Origin of the sequence: Rugosibacter aromaticivorans, assembly GCF_000934545.1 — a bacterium.
In the GTDB taxonomy this organism is placed as follows: Bacteria; Pseudomonadota; Gammaproteobacteria; order Burkholderiales; family Rhodocyclaceae; genus Rugosibacter; species Rugosibacter aromaticivorans.
The window spans coordinates 731,773-748,231 of record NZ_CP010554.1 but is presented as its reverse complement, the minus strand read 5'-3'; the positions used below and the strand labels follow the sequence as shown (position 1 = coordinate 748,231).

Annotated in this window: 18 protein-coding genes; 9 read left to right on the top strand and 9 right to left on the bottom strand. The window is 48.7% G+C overall.

Annotated features, from left to right (window positions below):
• Positions 1-11: 11 nt before the first annotated feature.
• Positions 12-605: an NAD(P)H:quinone oxidoreductase gene (wrbA, locus tag PG1C_RS03890; RefSeq protein WP_202636103.1), complete on the top strand. Its 594-nt coding sequence runs from the start codon at positions 12-14 to the stop codon at positions 603-605.
• Complete coding sequence (locus PG1C_RS03885) at positions 602-967, top strand: DUF2069 domain-containing protein (protein ID WP_202636102.1); 366 nt, start codon at positions 602-604, stop codon at positions 965-967. Before wrbA ends, PG1C_RS03885 begins: the two co-directional genes overlap by 4 nt.
• Here the strand turns inward: PG1C_RS03885 and PG1C_RS03880 are convergent.
• The 6 genes from PG1C_RS03880 to PG1C_RS03855 form a co-directional block, all read right to left on the bottom strand.
• The gene (locus PG1C_RS03880) at positions 951-2,489 is read right to left on the bottom strand and encodes a 2-isopropylmalate synthase (protein WP_202636101.1); all 1,539 of its coding nucleotides are present in this window, start codon (positions 2,487-2,489) and stop codon (positions 951-953) included. The genes PG1C_RS03885 and PG1C_RS03880 overlap by 17 nt on opposite strands.
• Positions 2,490-2,743: 254 nt before the next feature.
• Positions 2,744-3,463 (bottom strand): CDP-diacylglycerol--serine O-phosphatidyltransferase, encoded by a 720-nt coding sequence (gene pssA, locus PG1C_RS03875; RefSeq protein ID WP_237218286.1) that lies wholly within the window; start codon positions 3,461-3,463, stop codon positions 2,744-2,746.
• Between the two features lie 86 nt (positions 3,464-3,549).
• Complete coding sequence (locus PG1C_RS03870; protein ID WP_202636099.1) at positions 3,550-4,194, bottom strand: phosphatidylserine decarboxylase; 645 nt, start codon at positions 4,192-4,194, stop codon at positions 3,550-3,552.
• A 112-nt stretch (positions 4,195-4,306) separates the two neighbouring features.
• Positions 4,307-5,323 (bottom strand): ketol-acid reductoisomerase, encoded by a 1,017-nt coding sequence (ilvC, locus tag PG1C_RS03865; protein WP_202636098.1) that lies wholly within the window; start codon positions 5,321-5,323, stop codon positions 4,307-4,309.
• A gap of 27 nt (positions 5,324-5,350) precedes the next feature.
• Positions 5,351-5,842, bottom strand: a complete 492-nt coding sequence (gene ilvN, locus PG1C_RS03860; protein WP_202636097.1) for an acetolactate synthase small subunit — start codon at positions 5,840-5,842, stop codon at positions 5,351-5,353.
• A gap of 2 nt (positions 5,843-5,844) precedes the next feature.
• Complete coding sequence (locus PG1C_RS03855) at positions 5,845-7,554, bottom strand: acetolactate synthase 3 catalytic subunit (RefSeq protein ID WP_202636096.1); 1,710 nt, start codon at positions 7,552-7,554, stop codon at positions 5,845-5,847.
• 122 nt (positions 7,555-7,676) lie between these two features.
• On the opposite strand from PG1C_RS03855, the gene PG1C_RS03850 reads away from it, so the two are divergent.
• From PG1C_RS03850 to PG1C_RS03835, 4 genes are read left to right on the top strand one after another with little or no spacing between them, the layout of a single operon-like run.
• Entirely contained in the window at positions 7,677-8,252 is a 576-nt protein-coding gene (locus PG1C_RS03850) for an RNA polymerase sigma factor (RefSeq protein ID WP_202636095.1), read from the top strand.
• Complete coding sequence (locus PG1C_RS03845) at positions 8,249-8,629, top strand: DUF3619 family protein (RefSeq protein WP_202636094.1); 381 nt, start codon at positions 8,249-8,251, stop codon at positions 8,627-8,629. Before PG1C_RS03850 ends, PG1C_RS03845 begins: the two co-directional genes overlap by 4 nt.
• Positions 8,593-9,126, top strand: coding sequence for a DUF3106 domain-containing protein (locus PG1C_RS03840; RefSeq protein ID WP_202636093.1), 534 nt, complete (start codon positions 8,593-8,595; stop codon positions 9,124-9,126). Before PG1C_RS03845 ends, PG1C_RS03840 begins: the two co-directional genes overlap by 37 nt.
• 4 nt (positions 9,127-9,130) lie before the next feature.
• Positions 9,131-9,586: an RDD family protein gene (locus PG1C_RS03835; RefSeq protein WP_237218285.1), complete on the top strand. Its 456-nt coding sequence runs from the start codon at positions 9,131-9,133 to the stop codon at positions 9,584-9,586.
• 17 nt (positions 9,587-9,603) lie between these two features.
• Here PG1C_RS03835 and lptG read toward each other — a convergent pair whose 3' ends face one another.
• Entirely contained in the window at positions 9,604-10,683 is a 1,080-nt protein-coding gene (gene lptG, locus PG1C_RS03830; RefSeq protein ID WP_202636092.1) for an LPS export ABC transporter permease LptG, read from the bottom strand.
• The gene (lptF, locus tag PG1C_RS03825; protein ID WP_202636091.1) at positions 10,674-11,756 is read right to left on the bottom strand and encodes an LPS export ABC transporter permease LptF; all 1,083 of its coding nucleotides are present in this window, start codon (positions 11,754-11,756) and stop codon (positions 10,674-10,676) included. Before lptF ends, lptG begins: the two co-directional genes overlap by 10 nt.
• A 104-nt stretch (positions 11,757-11,860) precedes the next feature.
• Here lptF and PG1C_RS03820 point away from each other — a divergent pair, with 104 nt between their 5' ends.
• Genes PG1C_RS03820 through PG1C_RS03810 form a run of 3 tightly spaced genes read left to right on the top strand, consistent with a single transcriptional unit; the run spans position 11,861 to position 14,236 of the window.
• Positions 11,861-13,384: a leucyl aminopeptidase gene (locus PG1C_RS03820; protein ID WP_202636090.1), complete on the top strand. Its 1,524-nt coding sequence runs from the start codon at positions 11,861-11,863 to the stop codon at positions 13,382-13,384.
• Positions 13,381-13,806: a DNA polymerase III subunit chi gene (locus PG1C_RS03815; RefSeq protein ID WP_202636089.1), complete on the top strand. Its 426-nt coding sequence runs from the start codon at positions 13,381-13,383 to the stop codon at positions 13,804-13,806. Before PG1C_RS03820 ends, PG1C_RS03815 begins: the two co-directional genes overlap by 4 nt.
• The gene (locus PG1C_RS03810; protein WP_202636088.1) at positions 13,799-14,236 is read left to right on the top strand and encodes a hypothetical protein; all 438 of its coding nucleotides are present in this window, start codon (positions 13,799-13,801) and stop codon (positions 14,234-14,236) included. The genes PG1C_RS03815 and PG1C_RS03810 overlap by 8 nt, the downstream gene beginning before the upstream one ends.
• Here PG1C_RS03810 and rnr read toward each other — a convergent pair.
• A complete protein-coding gene (gene rnr / locus PG1C_RS03805; RefSeq protein WP_202636087.1) occupies positions 14,233-16,449 on the bottom strand; it encodes a ribonuclease R in 2,217 nt (738 codons plus the stop codon). The two genes, PG1C_RS03810 and rnr, sit on opposite strands and share 4 nt — an antisense overlap.
• Positions 16,450-16,459: the final 10 nt, after the last annotated feature.

Below are 16,459 nucleotides of genomic sequence, written 5' to 3'. Positions count from 1 at the left end.
TCTTAAAAAGCATGAAGGAAATACTAGTTATCTATTACAGCAGTCATGGCTCAGTTCTCGAACTTGCGCGGCATATTGTGCAAGGTATTGAACAAGTCCCAGGCATATCGGCGCGCGTACGTACTGTGCCAAGAGTATCTACCGTCTGCGAAGCAACAGAAGATACTATCCCAGCAAACGGAGCACCCTATGTTGAACTGCAAGACCTTGAGGAGTGCATAGGACTTGCACTTGGCAGCTCAACAAGATTTGGTAACATGGCAGCATCCATGAAATACTTCCTCGATTCAACGAGTAGCGCATGGCTCAAAGGCACACTTGCAGGCAAACCCGCATCGGTATTTACGTCGTCTGCTTCACAGCATGGCGGCCAGGAATCGACGCTTTTATCAATGATGATCCCACTACTTCACCACGGTATGCTTCTAGTTGGTATTCCCTACACAGAGCCTGCATTATCTCTTACTACTGGCGGCGGCACTCCTTACGGGGCAAGCCATGTCAGCGGCACTGCGGGCTTAACTGCATGCACTGATTTTGAGCGGCAATTGGCGATTACTCTTGGGCGGCGCTTGGCTGAAACCGCAAAGAAGCTTGCTTCATGACTGCTGCCGTTTGGTCAAATCGTCTTGCCATTTTCAGCCTCAATGGCCTGCTCTTTCTTTGCTTAGCGTGGGAACTCTGGTTAGCGCCGATTCATCCAGGTGGTTCCACACTTTTTCTCAAAGCACTTCCGCTTCTTTTCCCGTTTTTTGGCATTTTGCATGGGAAACGCTACACGCATCAATGGACATCGATGCTGACCCTCGCCTACCTTACCGAGGGTATTGTTCGTGCGACGGCAGAAACAGGAACTAGCCAGACACTGGCCGTAGCAGAAGCGCTCTTAGCCTTCCTGCTATTTGTTAGCTGCGTCGCTTATGCACGAACTACGGCTCCTTCCAAGCTCGCTAAATCTGCGGATTAAGTTTTTCCTTCCTTGAACTCAGGGTGTTCAAAGCATGGATATAGGCTTTGGCCGAAGCAACAACAATGTCAGTATCTGCGCCTTGTCCATTGACGATTCGACCATCTTTGGCGAGGCGAACGGTCACTTCGCCCTGCGCGTCCGTCCCTGTAGTAATGGCAGTTACCGAGTACAACAAGAGCTCAGACCCGCTTGCAACTACGCTTTCAATCGCTTTGAATGTTGCATCAACAAGCCCGCTGCCACTGGCTTCTGCCTCTTTTTCGACACCTTCTGTTGAGATAACAAGTCGCGCCAATGGCGCTTCACCTGTTTCGGAATGAAACATGGATGAAACAAGTCGATAGCGTTCGGACTCCAGCGTGACGGCCTCATCGCTCATGATCGCATGTAAGTCTTCGTCGAATATTTCATGCTTCTTATCAGCCAGTTCTTTAAATCGCATAAATGCCGTATTCAGCACCTGTTCGCTATCCACTTCTATGCCAAGCTCTTTTAAGCGCGCCCGGAATGCAGTTCGGCCTGAAAGTTTGCCCAAAACGAGTTTATTGGCATTCCAGCCTACATCTTCAGCACGCATGATTTCGTAAGTTTCGCGATGTTTCAATACGCCATCTTGATGAATGCCTGATTCATGAGCAAAGGCATTGGCACCGACAATCGCTTTATTGGGCTGAACTGGAAACCCAGTGATACTGGAAACCATTTTAGAGGCCGGAACAATTTGCGTTGCATCAATGCGAGTCTCGCACGGGAAAATATCTTGTCGCGTACGAACAGCCATAACAATTTCTTCAAGAGATGCGTTACCTGCCCGCTCACCCAACCCATTGATCGTGCACTCGACTTGACGTGCGCCAGCCATTACCGCAGCGAGGCTATTTGCTACGGCCAATCCAAGATCATTGTGACAATGCACTGACCAAACAACTTTATCTGAATTTGGGATGCGTTCGCGTAATTGTCCGATACGCTCAGCAAATTGCTCGGGTACGTTATAGCCAACGGTGTCAGGAATGTTGATCGTCGTTGCACCTTCTTTGATAACTGCCTCAATAATTCTGCAGAGAAAATCCAATTCAGACCGACCGGCGTCTTCGCATGAAAACTCAACATCATCAATGCCGTTACGCGCAAAGCGCACCGCACTTTTTGCAGCGACAAGGACTTCGTCTGGCGACATGCGCAACTTCTTCTCCATATGGATTGGACTTGTCGCCAAGAATGTGTGGATACGGCCTGACGCAGCCGGCTTGATAGCCTCCAAAGCCCGCGATATATCTTTATCAAAAGCCCTGCTAAGGGCTGCAACGGTCGAGCCCTTAATTGCCTCAGCAACGGCTTTAACCGCAGCAAAATCTCCGTTGGAAGCGGCAGGAAATCCGGCTTCAATGATATTGACGTGCATGCGTTCAAGCTGCCGTGCGATTCGCAACTTTTCTTCCTTAGTCATTGAAGCGCCTGGACTTTGTTCGCCATCGCGCAACGTGGTATCGAAAATAATCAATTGTTCTTTGGACATGGTGATCTCCTTGGAGAATTCAAAATAGGCACACGTAAAAAAGCCTCTCCATTCTGGAGTTGCTTCAAGTTAACCGGATTATGGGGAGGAGTTTATTTATGCGCGTTGCGCAGCAGTGGCAAAGTCTTGGCGCGCAACGAGCAGCGCACAACAAGCGCGCCGAATAGAGCGAAAAACACAAACTGGAAAAGTGTCGTCGGAACCATGGATCGACTATAAATGCTTTATGCTTTTGTTGCAATACGTTTGAGATTTTACTTGCGTTTATTTTGCCAACGCCATGCGAACAAGATATAACCGGACAAGGCATAAACCAAAAATAGCGAAAACAAAACCCCCGGGGGGTAAGACGATACGAACGCAAAGCCTAGTGCAATCACGGCAACCATCATGAATGGCACGCTTTTTTTAAGATTGATCTCCTTGCCAGACCAATACGGAATATTGCTGACCATTGTGATGCCTGAAAAGATAGTCAGGATACAGGCAATCCAACGTGCATCCTCTCCCGTAACTTCAAGGTCGAGCAACACCCAAACCAGCCCAGCAATTAAGGCAGCCGCCGCGGGACTTGGCAGGCCTTGAAAATAACGTTTATCGGTTGTCCTCATGTTGGTATTGAATCTTGCTAACCGCAATGCAGCGCCAACGCAGTAAATAAAAGCAGCAATCCACCCTAATTTGCCCAAACCTTTTAATGACCATTCGTACACAACCAATGCAGGCGCCACACCAAAAGACACCATGTCAGAAAGTGAGTCGTACTCTGCTCCAAATGCACTTTGAGTGTTCGTCATTCGGGCAACGCGCCCATCCAAACCATCCAAAACCATAGCGATAAATATTGCTATGGCAGAGTGTTCAAAACGACCATTCATCGCTTGCACGATGGCATAAAAGCCTGCAAACAAAGCGGCTGTCGTTAAAAGATTAGGCAGCACATAAATACCCCGTCGTCGAAAACCGGGGCTCATTAGCGTTTTATCTAATCGTACGGGCGGCGTTGGGGGTAAAGGACTCATGGTTTTCGCAGGGGCAAGCTTTTTGTCTTTGGACGAGATTATGGCAGCTCAGCAAGAATAGTCGACGATGCTTTTACCGTCTCGCCAACGCCGACTTTTATGCGGGTTTCAGGTGGAAGATAAAGATCAACGCGTGAGCCAAAGCGAATAAATCCGTAACGCTGACCACGGGTCATTTTTTGTCCGCTATCAACATAACAAAGTATCCGTCGCGCAATTAAGCCCGCAACTTGAACGCAAGTTATATCAAACCCGTCACGGGTGCGAATGTGTAACGCATTGCGTTCATTTTCAAGCGAAGCTTTATCCAGGGAGGCATTTAAGAACTTACCCGGATGGTACCAGCAATGCATAATTTCACCATCGACCGGACTGCGATTTGAATGCACGTTAAAAACATTCATAAAAACGCTCACCTTCACACTCTCTCGATCAAGCCAAGGATCGCGCGCCGGCTCAATGACCACAATACGGCCATCAGCTGGGGATAGAACACTTTTTTCACCTTGCGGAATCGGTCGAGCAGGATCACGAAAAAACTGTACGCAAAATACGAAAAAAATCCAGGCCGGAATACTCCACGCCAAACCCAGGAAATACAAACTCCCTATTGCTGCCAAAAGCGCAAAGAAAATAAAAGACCAGCCTTCGCGAGCAAGCATGGGATGCGGGTAATGATTCATAAGCGTTGTTGAGTTGTCGACTGAAGTCGCTATCTTAATTAAGTTTCACCAAATCGCAGAAGAAAAAAGGCACAGCCTGGCTGTGCCTTCTTTCGTGTCTTTCCAAAAAAACCTAGTTTTTAGACTGATCAACTAACTTATTTTTCTTGATCCACGGCATCATTGCACGCAATTGCTCTCCCACCACCTCAATCGGATGCTCAGCAGTCAAACGACGACGAGCCGTCATTTCCGGGTAGTTTGTACGCCCTTCGAGAATAAACTTTTTAGCATACTCACCTTGCTGGATGGACTTTAGTGCGTCTTTCATGGCAGCACGCGATTCGGCACCAATCACTTTGTGCCCGGTAACATACTCGCCGTATTCAGCATTATTGGAGATGGAGTAATTCATGTTGGCGATGCCGCCCTCAAAAATCAGATCGACAATCAACTTCACCTCGTGCAGGCATTCAAAGTAAGCCATTTCAGGTGCATAGCCTGCTTCCGTCAGCGTTTCATAGCCAGCTTTAATCAGCTCAACCAGGCCGCCGCAAAGGACTGCTTGTTCGCCAAACAAATCAGTTTCTGTCTCCTCACGGAAATTGGTTTCAATAACGCCACCTTTGGTACCACCATTAGCTGCGGCATACGAAAGCGCAACCGCCTTCGCTTTGCCTGAATTGTCCTGATAAACAGCGATTAGTGATGGAACACCGCCGCCACGCAAATACTCGGAACGAACCGTATGGCCCGGGCCTTTCGGGGCAATCATAATCACATCCAAATCGGCACGGGGCACGACCTGGTTGTAATGCACATTAAAGCCGTGAGCAAAAGCAAGCGTTGCGCCTTTTTTGATATTAGGCTCGATGTCATTGTAGTAAACCGCAGGAATATTTTCGTCAGGCAACAAAATCATAACGACATCGGCCTCTTTCACTGCTTTGGCAATCTCTTCGACTTTGAGCCCGGCTTTTTTAGCCTTATCCCAAGACACCCCCCCTTTACGCAAGCCAACGACCACCTTAACACCTGAATCCTTCAGATTTTGCGCATGCGCATGGCCTTGTGAGCCATAGCCGATAATGGCAACTTTCTTGCCTTTAATCAGGGAGATATCAGCATCTTTATCGTAAAAAACCTTCATTATTTATTGTTCCTTGGTTTCAAAAAATTAAACTTTGAGAATACGGTCACCACGACCAATGCCACACACGCCAGTACGAACTGTTTCTAAAACGAGTGGATGCTCAATAACCTCAAGAAAAGCATCCAGTTTCGAACAGTCTCCTGTTAGTTCGATAACATACGTCGACTCCGTCACATCGACAATTCGCCCCCGAAAAATATCCGCGATACGCTTCATTTCTTCGCGATCTTTTCCGGTAGCACGAACTTTGACTAACATCAGCTCACGCTCAATGTGAGGAGCTTCTGATAAATCAACCACTTTGACGACATCAATGAGCTTATTCAGTTGCTTGGTAATTTGCTCAATGACACTATCGGATCCACTGCTAACAATGGTCATCCGCGATAATGAAGGGTCTTCTGTTGCTGCAACAGTGAGTGATTCAATGTTGAAAGCCCGCGCAGAGAAAAGACCGGACACGCGAGACAAAGCACCTGCTTCATTTTCTAGAAGAATCGAAATGATATGTCTCATGCTCACAGGTCCTCTGCCAAAATCATTTCTGACAAACCTTTGCCTGCCGCAATCATTGGATAAACATTGGCTGTTTGGTCTGTTATAAAATCCATGAACACCAGATCATTTTTGTGTTTGGTAAAGGCCTCGCGCAATGCGGGCTCAACATCCGCTGGACGCTCTATCAGCATACCCACATGCCCGTAGGCTTCAGCTAACTTCACAAAATCAGGCAAGGCATTCACATAGGACTCAGCATGTCGATCACCATGGAACATCTGTTGCCATTGGCGAACCATTCCAAGATAACGGTTATTCAGATTAATAATTTTTATCGGCAGACGAAACTGTTTAGCCGTCGAAAGCTCTTGAATGTTCATCTGAATTGATGCTTCACCAGTAACACAAGCAACCGTCGCTTCTGGGTTTGCAAAACGAACACCCATTGCGTAAGGCAAGCCAACACCCATGGTCCCCAAGCCCCCCGAATTAATCCACCGCCGAGGCTTGTCGAATTTGTAATACTGAGCTGCCCACATCTGGTGCTGACCAACATCAGACGTCACAAATGCATCGCCGCCCGTCACTTCATAGAGCTTCTCGATAACATACTGAGGCATGATGATATCCTTGCCTTGTTTGTACCTAAGCGAGTTCTTACTCCGCCATTCATCGATTTGCTTCCACCAGGAAGCCAGCGCTTTTGCATCAGGCTTACTCTTTTGGTCATCAAGTAGCGATTGCAACTCGCCAAGAACTTCTGGCAAATGGCCAACGATAGGAACATCCACATCGACCCGCTTTGCAATCGAGGAGGGATCAATATCGATGTGAATAATCTTACGCGGCATAGACCCGAAATCTGCAGGGTTACCGATGACACGATCATCAAATCGCGCGCCAATCGCGACCAACACATCGCAATGGTGCATCGCCATGTTCGCTTCGTAAGTACCATGCATTCCCAACATGCCAACAAACTGCTTGTCCGTTGAAGGATACCCTCCCAGACCCATCAATGTATTGGTTACAGGAAATCCCAACGTTTTAACCAATTTGGTCAGCTGAACCGAGGCGTCTGAAAGAATAACACCGCCACCGGTGTAGATCATTGGGCGCTTTGCCTCCAAAAGCAACTGGAGTGCCTTTTTTACCTGGCCGCTGTGACACTTCACTCCGGGGGTGTAGGAGCGCATTGAAATTGTCTTCGGGTACTCAAACTCACACTTATGCGTTGTCACATCCTTCGGGATGTCAACAAGCACAGGGCCCGGCCGCCCCGACTGGGCTATATAAAACGCTTTCTTAATCGTTATGGCCAGATCTTTTACATCCTTGACGAGGAAATTATGCTTTACACAAGGACGTGTGATACCAACTGTGTCGCACTCCTGAAAAGCATCTTGGCCAATGTAATGCGTTGGTACCTGCCCGCTGATAATTACCAGAGGGATTGAATCCATATGTGCTGTAGCGATACCAGTCACGGCATTGGTAACACCGGGGCCGGATGTCACCATGCAGACACCCACCTTGTTTGACGAACGGGAATAAGCATCCGCGGCATGAACTGCGGCCTGTTCATGCCTAACTAAAACATGCTTAAACTTGTCTTGCTTGAAGAATTCATCATAAATATAGAGAACGGATCCCCCAGGATAACCGAACACATATTCAACCTTTTCTTCTTGAAGACACTTAACTACAATTTCAGCACCGGTTAGCTGCATTGATTACACCTGTGGTCACTTTTTTGAGGTAAACGTGTAACCTTACCGTTTTGCTGGTAAGTGGTCAAGATAAAGTAAATCCCAGACCTAGTTTTAGATCGTCATATCCTCAATTCTATTGCATGAAACCAGTCTCCATCTCGAGAAACGAATTATCCGACTTTCTGGCCAGTATTGAACGGCGCGCCTTCAAGCAGGCCATGTTTGCTGTAAAAAATAGAGATGTGGCGCTAGATGCCGTACAGGACGCAATGATGAAATTATCTGAAAAATACAGCGCTCGCCCTGCGAGCGAATGGCCCATGCTGTTTCAGCGAATTTTACAAAACACTATCAGGGATAGCTTTCGCCGTTCAAAAGTACGTTCGTTATGGATGAGCTTATTCTCATCTTTTGTAAGTGACGACGATGATGAAACTGACCCTCTGGACATTATTTCAGCTAGTAGCGAATATAAGAGCTCATCTTCCCCACAGCAGCAAATCGAACAATCCCAGTTGCTTGGAATTATCGAAACAGAGATTGAAAAACTGCCCACACGTCAACGAGAAGCCTTCCTGATGCGTTACTGGGAAGAGATGGATATTAGCGAAACAGCGCTAGCCATGGGCTGTTCAGAAGGCAGCGTCAAAACTCACTGCTCACGTGCAACCCATACGTTGGCAGCCGCACTAAAAGCAAAAGGCATCGCGCTATGAATGAAGAGACTGAATTCGCATCTAAAATTCGTAATTACCTTGAAGAGGGAACGTCAGCACTTGATCCTACCGTGTTGATGCGTCTACGCAAGGCGCGAAGTCTTGCGTTGAGCGCTCGAAATGTTCACGTCTTTACGCTGGCAGGTGTAACTGCTTTGGTAGAACAAGAAATTTTTAGTTATGCTAAAACTCTGATCATCGTTTTAGCCCTTAGTGTGGGCACCATAGGAACTTACTACTGGAATGGCGCTGAGCAGGCCCAAGAGCATGATGAAATTGATAGCGCTCTTCTGACTGATGAACTACCACCTACCGCATATCTTGATCCGGGCTTTCAAGCATGGCTCAAACCTTCCGCCGACTTATCCTCGCAATAACCCTTGCGTTAGCCTCGATGCCCGGCTATGCCTTTGACTCGTCAAATACCCAGCCAACATGGGCCGAATTGAGTAATAAGCAGAGGACTATTCTCACACCCCTCTCAAACTCATGGAATAGCATGGACAATTACAGCCGGAAAAAATGGCTGGCAATTGCCAAACGATATCCATCGATGGGAGTTGAGGAACAAGTGCGTACTCAGAACCATATGAACGAATGGGTGAAACTCACACCTGAGGAGCGCAAACTTGCACGAGAAAAGTACAAATTTCTGCAACAGTCATCGCCAAAGCAGAAAGCAACCCTCAAAAATAAATGGCAGGAGTATCAAGCACTTCCGGAAAGCGAAAAGATTCGCTTAAAGTCAGAGGCCAAGAGTCAGCGAAAAACAAGGTCAGCTCCAAAGCAATCAGTATTACCCTTAAAGAAAAAAATATCCCCGTATCCAACCCATCCAATTATCAAACCGTCTCATTCTGCTACCGCTCCGTAATCCTGTGTCACCATCAGAAATAGATCGCGATCACGCTCAAAAGGTCGTGTTGACTGGCTTGCGGCGTCGCTTTGCAAGTATGGCGTATGAATGTTTACTCCTGCTCGGGGTTCTCTCCATAACTTTTCTCGTTCCTCATTTGCTTTTAGGAATCACAACATCCATGGTGCTGCCGGGTTGGGCACTGTTGTTGCATGTTTTTGTTGTTCTTGGGGCTTACTTTATTGGATATTGGCACTTTGGAGGCCAAACGCTTGCAATGCAAACTTGGCAGCTACAAATCGTCACTGAAGACTACACTCGCCCATCCCCTGAAAGACTCGTTTTGCGCTACCTTTTGGCTTGGCCCAGCATCATTTATTTTTGTGCGGGGCTCTTATGGGCGTTATTGGATCGGGATCGTCAATTTTTACATGACCGACTAGCAAAGACACGGATCATATTCAGGCCCAAACAATAACAAACGGCCAGCCCTAACTAACGCCGCTCAACCCACCACAGCATGCCGGTAGCTGCCAAAAGAAATAACAAGCTAGGCGTCATGGCAGAGAGAAATGGCGGCCAGCTGTTGATAGCTCCAAGGTTTGAAAATAGCCCGTTAAGCATATGAAAGCCAATGCCTAACATGACGCCAGAAAATACGCGAATGCTCGTAATGCCCATACGGTCCTGCAAATAAGCAAACGGCAATGCCAGCGCCATCATGACAAGCGGAGCAAAGGGGTAGGTCAGCTTTTTCCACAGTGCAATCTCATAGCGCTCCGTCTTTTGCTGATTGTTCCGCAAATGGCGTATATACCGCGTTAAATTCAACAATGACATCCGTCCTGGGTCCACCATCAAAACCACCAAAAGATCTGGATTTAAAGCGGACTTCCATTGAAATGTCGCTGTACGTTCGACGTGCGCAGAATCTCCCGAAAAAACGGTACGCACAACATCATCAAGGACCCACCGGCCTTCGGAAATAAAACGTCCTTTTTTTGCCTCGCTGATAGAGCTTAGCTGGAACCCTTTATCGAATTCAAAAATTCGTAAATCTTTGAGCGAAGCATCCGGAAAAACTTCGCTTACATTGATAAATGAAGTCTCATCCTTAATCCATAGGCCGGAGCGAAATTCTTTCGCTACCACAGTTCCCATCGCTTTAAGTCTCCACTGTTGTGCCGCCTGCTCTGCCGGAGGTACTAAAAACTCACCCACCGCAAGCGTAAGAACAATAAAAATAAGACCAATACGACCTAAAGAAAACAAAAACTCGCGCGTTGATAAGCCTGCCGACCTGAGTACTGCAATTTCAGAATGCCGTGCAAGCGTCACGAGTGCATACAAAGTACCAATCAAAATCCCGATCGGGAATAACTCATACAACCTGCCCGGCAAGGTTAACCCGATATAAACCAAGGCGTGCTGGAGTCGGTAGCCACCTTTGCCAATGCTCTCCAGCTCATGAATTAGATCAAAAAAAGCAAACAACATCAGAAAGGCAAACAAGACCAACGTCGTTGAAGCATAAATTTCTTTTGCTAAATGGCGTTCGTAGATTTTTAACGCCATCGAGTTTTTACCCAAACAAATGGATTCTGACGATAGTAAAAAAGTACCAAAAGCAGTACCAGCATAACAGCATGTATTGCCCACACACCAATCCCAAAACGCAACTTTTCTTGAGCAACCCAAGCCTGACTAATACTCAACAGATTGCTGTACAGCATGTACGCCAACAATGCAAAGAAGAGATTATGAGTTCGCCCTGCGCGCGCACTGACAAAAGAAAGGGGTATCGCTAAGAGGGCAAGATTAAGGGCCGCCAAGGGTAAGCCTAGTCGCCACAATAGCTCAGCTTTATATGTGGGCTGAGACTCTTTGAGCAGATCGGGAAGCGGCTTGATGCGTGGAGATTCTTCAAGGCTATGCGTTTCTTTGGTTTCAATCCGTATCGCGTAGCGATCGAATTCCATGACGCGGTACTCGGGCGTACCTGCAGCTCCCTCGTAACGCCGCCCATTATCGAGAACGAGAAACTTATCCCCATTGGGTGCATTCTCGGTATGCCCCATGGCCGTTGCCATCACTCCCGTATGGCCCTGCTGCACAGAACTAATGAAAACATTTTTTACAATACCTTCCTGCCCTGCAATACTCTCGACAAAAAATACACGATCGCCAGTCCCGGATTCATTAAACTCGCCCGGTGAAACGCGCGCCACATCGCCGCGATCATCTATTTTTTGACGATAGAGCTCTCCTTGCTGCATTGCCCAAGGCGCAAGCATCAATGAAAGAAGTGCAATGCCCAGAACTAGAGGCATAGAAAACTTAAGTACGGGCTTTATCCATACCGACAACGGCAAACCCGAAGCCTGCCAGATGACCATCTCGGAATCACGATACCACCGTGACAGGGTTAATAAAACCGAGACAAAAATAGTCAATGAGAGAAGGACTGGGAGATAGCTAATCGCCCCAAATACAAGTAGTGCCATGACAGCTTCAGAGGCCAGCTTTCCGCCTGCGGCTTGACCCAAAAGCCGGATCAGTTGCGTCGTCAGCAGAATCGCGAGTAGCGCGGTAAAAACCGCCGCCGCTGTTTGGGTGAACTCCCTGATTGCGGCGCGTTGATAAATCATTGTAGGCGAAGGGTATGTTTTGACTTCTTAAGGAAAGTTAAGGAGAATCGAGCCTTGCACTTTTTTACTTCAAGTGCCATCCACAACCCCTAAGGAGAATCTTTTTGGAATTTAGCATAAAAATTGAAGGCCCGGAAAAAAGGCGGGGCGGGTGCGTAGTGGTCGGTGTTTATCAATCCGGAAAACTCTCCGCAAGTGCCAAAACGCTCGATCAAGCGGTTAAACATGTGATCAGTGAAGCAATCGACCGGGGAGATATGAAAGGCAAACTGGGCACAACACTCTTACTGCAGAAATTGCCAGGGGCTCTAGCCGAACGTGTTTTGCTAGTTGGCTGCGGCCAAGAAGATGAGTTGAATGAAAAAAATTATCTATTAATCGTCACCGCCGCGATCAAACATCTGAATGGAACTGGGACAACTGACGCCACCTTGTACTTGGCAGAACTCGATGTTGCCAAGCAATCTTTAGCATGGAAAATTCGTCAAGCAACGATTGTGGTCCAAGAAGCAATATACAGATTTGATCATCTCAAATCCAAACCAGAAGACAATCCGCAATCACTACGAAAAATTGCCTACGCCATACCTGACCGTAACGAATCGGCAACGGCAGAATTAGCCTTAACCGAAGGCCTGGCCATTGCTGAAGGCATGACGCTGGCCAAGAATCTTGGCAATCTTCCGGGTAACATTTGTACACCAACCTACTTGGCTAATGAAGCTAAAAAATTAGCTAAAACCCACCAGTTTGCAATTGAAGTGCTCGAAAAAAGCGCCATGGAAAAGCTCGGGATGAACACCCTCCTTTCCGTCTCACGCGGCTCGCGCGAACCACCTAAATTCATTATCGTTCGCTATCGGGGGGGCGCTAAAAAAGAAAATCCTATCGTACTGGTGGGCAAAGGAATTACCTTTGACAGCGGTGGCATCTCGCTCAAACCCGGTGCTGAAATGGACGAGATGAAGTACGACATGAGTGGTGCAGCAAGCGTCTTGGGAACACTCAAGGCAGTCGCCATGCTGAAGCTACCGCTCAATCTTATCGTCGTCATTCCTGCCAGCGAAAATTTACCCGACGGTGCTGCCTCAAAACCCGGAGACATTGTCACCTCCATGTCGGGGCAAACTGTCGAAATTCTAAATACTGATGCCGAAGGCAGGCTCGTTTTGTGTGACGCACTGACCTACGTTGAACGATTTAATCCAGAATGCGTGATTGATGTCGCCACGTTAACTGGTGCCTGCGTCATTTCCCTCGGGCATGTGGCCTCTGGGCTTCTGGCTAACCATGATGGCCTGGCCAAAGAGCTATTAGATGCAGGGCAAGCTTCTTGTGACCGTGCCTGGCAGCTGCCCTTATGGGACGACTATCAAGAGCAGCTAAAGAGCAACTTTGCTGACATGGCCAATATCGGCGGGCGTGCAGCTGGATCAATTACAGCCGCGTGCTTTCTTGCTCGCTTCACAAAAAAATACCGTTGGGCGCACCTTGATATCGCCGGTACCGCATGGCGTTCAGGCAAAGAAAAAGGTTCCACCGGTCGGCCGGTGCCTTTACTCACCCAATTTCTGCTCGGGCGTGCAAATCAGGCACCAAAAGTTATCGTCAAGCCCAAGAAAAAATGACTCGCATCAGTTTCTTTCACGGAGCCAATGATCGGTTGCACGCTGCGGCCCAATGGGTTGCAGAGGCCCATCGCAAAAGCACGCCTGTGCTGATCTACACCCCGCGGGAAGAGCACGCAGAAACTCTGGATCGTCTGTTATGGACGCAAACATCCCTTGGCTTTACGCCGCACTGTCGAACCAACGCTGCACTTGCCGCTGAAACGCCGGTACTCATCACCACTCAGCTCGACGCCCCGACTGATAAACGAACGCTCGTTAATCTGTCAGACGACATTCCTGCGGGATTTGATCGCTTTTCGCATATCGTGGAAATCATCAGTTTGAGTAATGAAGTTCGTCTGCCCGGGCGTGACCGCTTTCGTTTTTATCGCGAACAAGGCTGCTCAATTGAAAGTCACGATATTTCAAAAAATGCCTGACCTTATTCCTACTGACGACACGGCCAGACTGCTGGCGGATGCGGACAAGCTAATCCAGCGACGACGAGTGTTTATCGCGTCTCCATCGCAGCCTGTTTCACCACCCGTTGTCGAAACAGGCATTGAAACGGTGTCCCACGTTGAGCCGACACCTCATATCGCAGAGCACGCCACCGCTGACCACGACCTTCCCCTGCTAACGGAAAGAGTAACAGCCCCGGAACCCGCTTTAGCCGATCTCCAAGCATCCCAGCGCGATGCAGTGCAAAAAGAATTAGCGCACTGGCTGGAACAAGAGCTCCCGGCAACCATCCTGAAAGTAACTGATGGCATTGCCGATCAGTTACTGGGCGAACTCACTCGCAAGGCGGAAGAGCATTTGTTGCCGAGCCTTATGGCCCATCTGGGTGACCAGATGCCTTCTACCTAGCGTCGCGCTGCTAGCGGCGCATCTGCCAACCGAAAATCAATCTTGCTGGCTTCCATATCCACGCGCACCAACTGCACCCGAACACGGTCAGATAAACGAAAACGTCGGCCGCTACGCTCTCCAACCATGGTGTGTGTTTTCTCATCGAAGTGGAAGTAGTCCTGCCCGAGTTCTGACACATGAACCAGGCCTTCAACAAAAACACCATCCAGCGCAATGAAAATTCCGAACGGAACAACGGAAGAAATGCTGCCCTCAAAAACTTCGCCAACACGATCGCGCATGTAATAGCACTTAAGCCACATCTCCACATCGCGCGTTGCTTCGTCAGCACGGCGTTCCGTTTTTGAGCAGTGCAAACCGATTTCCTCCCAGTTACCCGGCTCATATCGCCGTCTTGCCAGCGCCGACTTTATGGCGCGATGCACCAGTAAATCAGGATAGCGCCGAATCGGCGACGTAAAGTGGGTGTAGCTCTCATACGCCAAACCAAAATGGCCCACATTATCCGGGCTATAAATTGCCTGCCGCAGGGAACGGAGCATGACGGTTTGCAGTAACTGCCGATCTGGCCGAGTGCCGATTTTGCTTAGCAGAGCTGCATAATCCTTTGCGCTGGGGGTGTTTCCACCGCTCAATTGCAGCCCAAAAGTTCCCAGAAAATCGCGCAGCTTTTCCAGACGCTCTGGCGTTGGCCCTTCGTGCACGCGATACAGCGTCGGGTGTTCTTGCTCATGCAAAAATCCGGAGGCACAAACGTTAGCTGCCAGCATGCACTCTTCAATCAATCGATGCGCATCGTTTCGCTCGTATGGCTCGATCCGGTCAATCTTGCCATTCTCATCAAACAACATACGCGTCTCAACCGTTTCAAAATCAATCGCACCGCGTTTCGCGCGCGCCTTGGCTAACTGTCGATAAAGCGCCTCCAATGCTTCAAGATGAGGCAATACAGGGGCTAGTTTCGCGCAGGCACTGGCTTCTTTTTCATAGAGTGCTGCGGCCACCTCGGTATACGTCAAGCGTGCATGCGAAAACATCACCGCAGGATAAAACCGGTAGCGAGTAATCGTACCAGACCCATTGATGGCCATGTCACAAACCATGCACAAACGCTCAACCTGTGGATTGAGTGAACACAATCCATTCGACAACTTTTCTGGCAGCATCGGAATCACACGACGCGGAAAATACACCGAGTTTCCGCGCTCATAGGCCTCCCGATCTAACGCACCATTTTCTGTGACGTAGTGCGAAACATCCGCAATGGCAACGACGAGCCGAAACCCCTTGCCTTGTCGCTCGCAATAAACCGCATCATCAAAGTCTTTCGCTGTCTCGCTATCAATGGTTACCAGCGGCATGCGCGTAATATCTTCGCGGCCCTTCCAGTCCGACTTGCGTACGCCATCCGGCAATTTTTTCGTTTCAGCCAGCGCCTCTTTTGAAAAATCAAAAGGCAGCTCATGTTTTCTCAGTGCAATTTCAATTTCCATTCCGGGGTCAGCGTAATTGCCGAGCACTTCGACAATGCGGCCTATCGGCTGCGAATTCTTGCTTGGTTGCTCGATCAGCTCGACCATCACAATTTGGCCCGCAGTCGGCCTGGGTAATTTTTTGGGCCCTTTCTCCGCCGGTGCCAGAAAAATATCCTGACTAATGCGGCGGTTTTCCGGTACGACAAAAACCACGCCATGCTCTTCGAGCACTCGCCCGACCAGCGTTTTATTGACGCGCTCGGTAACCTCGACAATCTTTCCCTCGGGGCGCCCTTTACGATCAACACCGATCACGCGTGCGATCACTCGATCACCATGCAGCACCTTGTCCATCTCTTTGGCAGAAAGAAAAATATCGCCTGAACCTTCTTCTGGTGCCAGAAAACCAAACCCATCGGGATGCCCAATGACGCGGCCACGAACCAGATCCGCCTTATCCGGAATCAACCAGTCATCACGACGGTTCTGCATGAGTTGCGCATCGCGTGCCATAGCGCCTAGACGCCGACGGAATGGCTCCATCTCGTCCGGTTGAATATCCAGCAATTCAACCAGCCGATCCGTACTGAGCGGAGCACCTTCGGTAACCAGAATTTGCAATATGTACTCGCGGCTGGGCAGCGGACGCTCATATTGCGCCTGCTCGCGAGCGAGCTCGGGATCAGCCCGGCGAATCTTGGAAAGCTTAGCAAGAGGTTTTGGTGTGTTTGACAATCTGACTTTT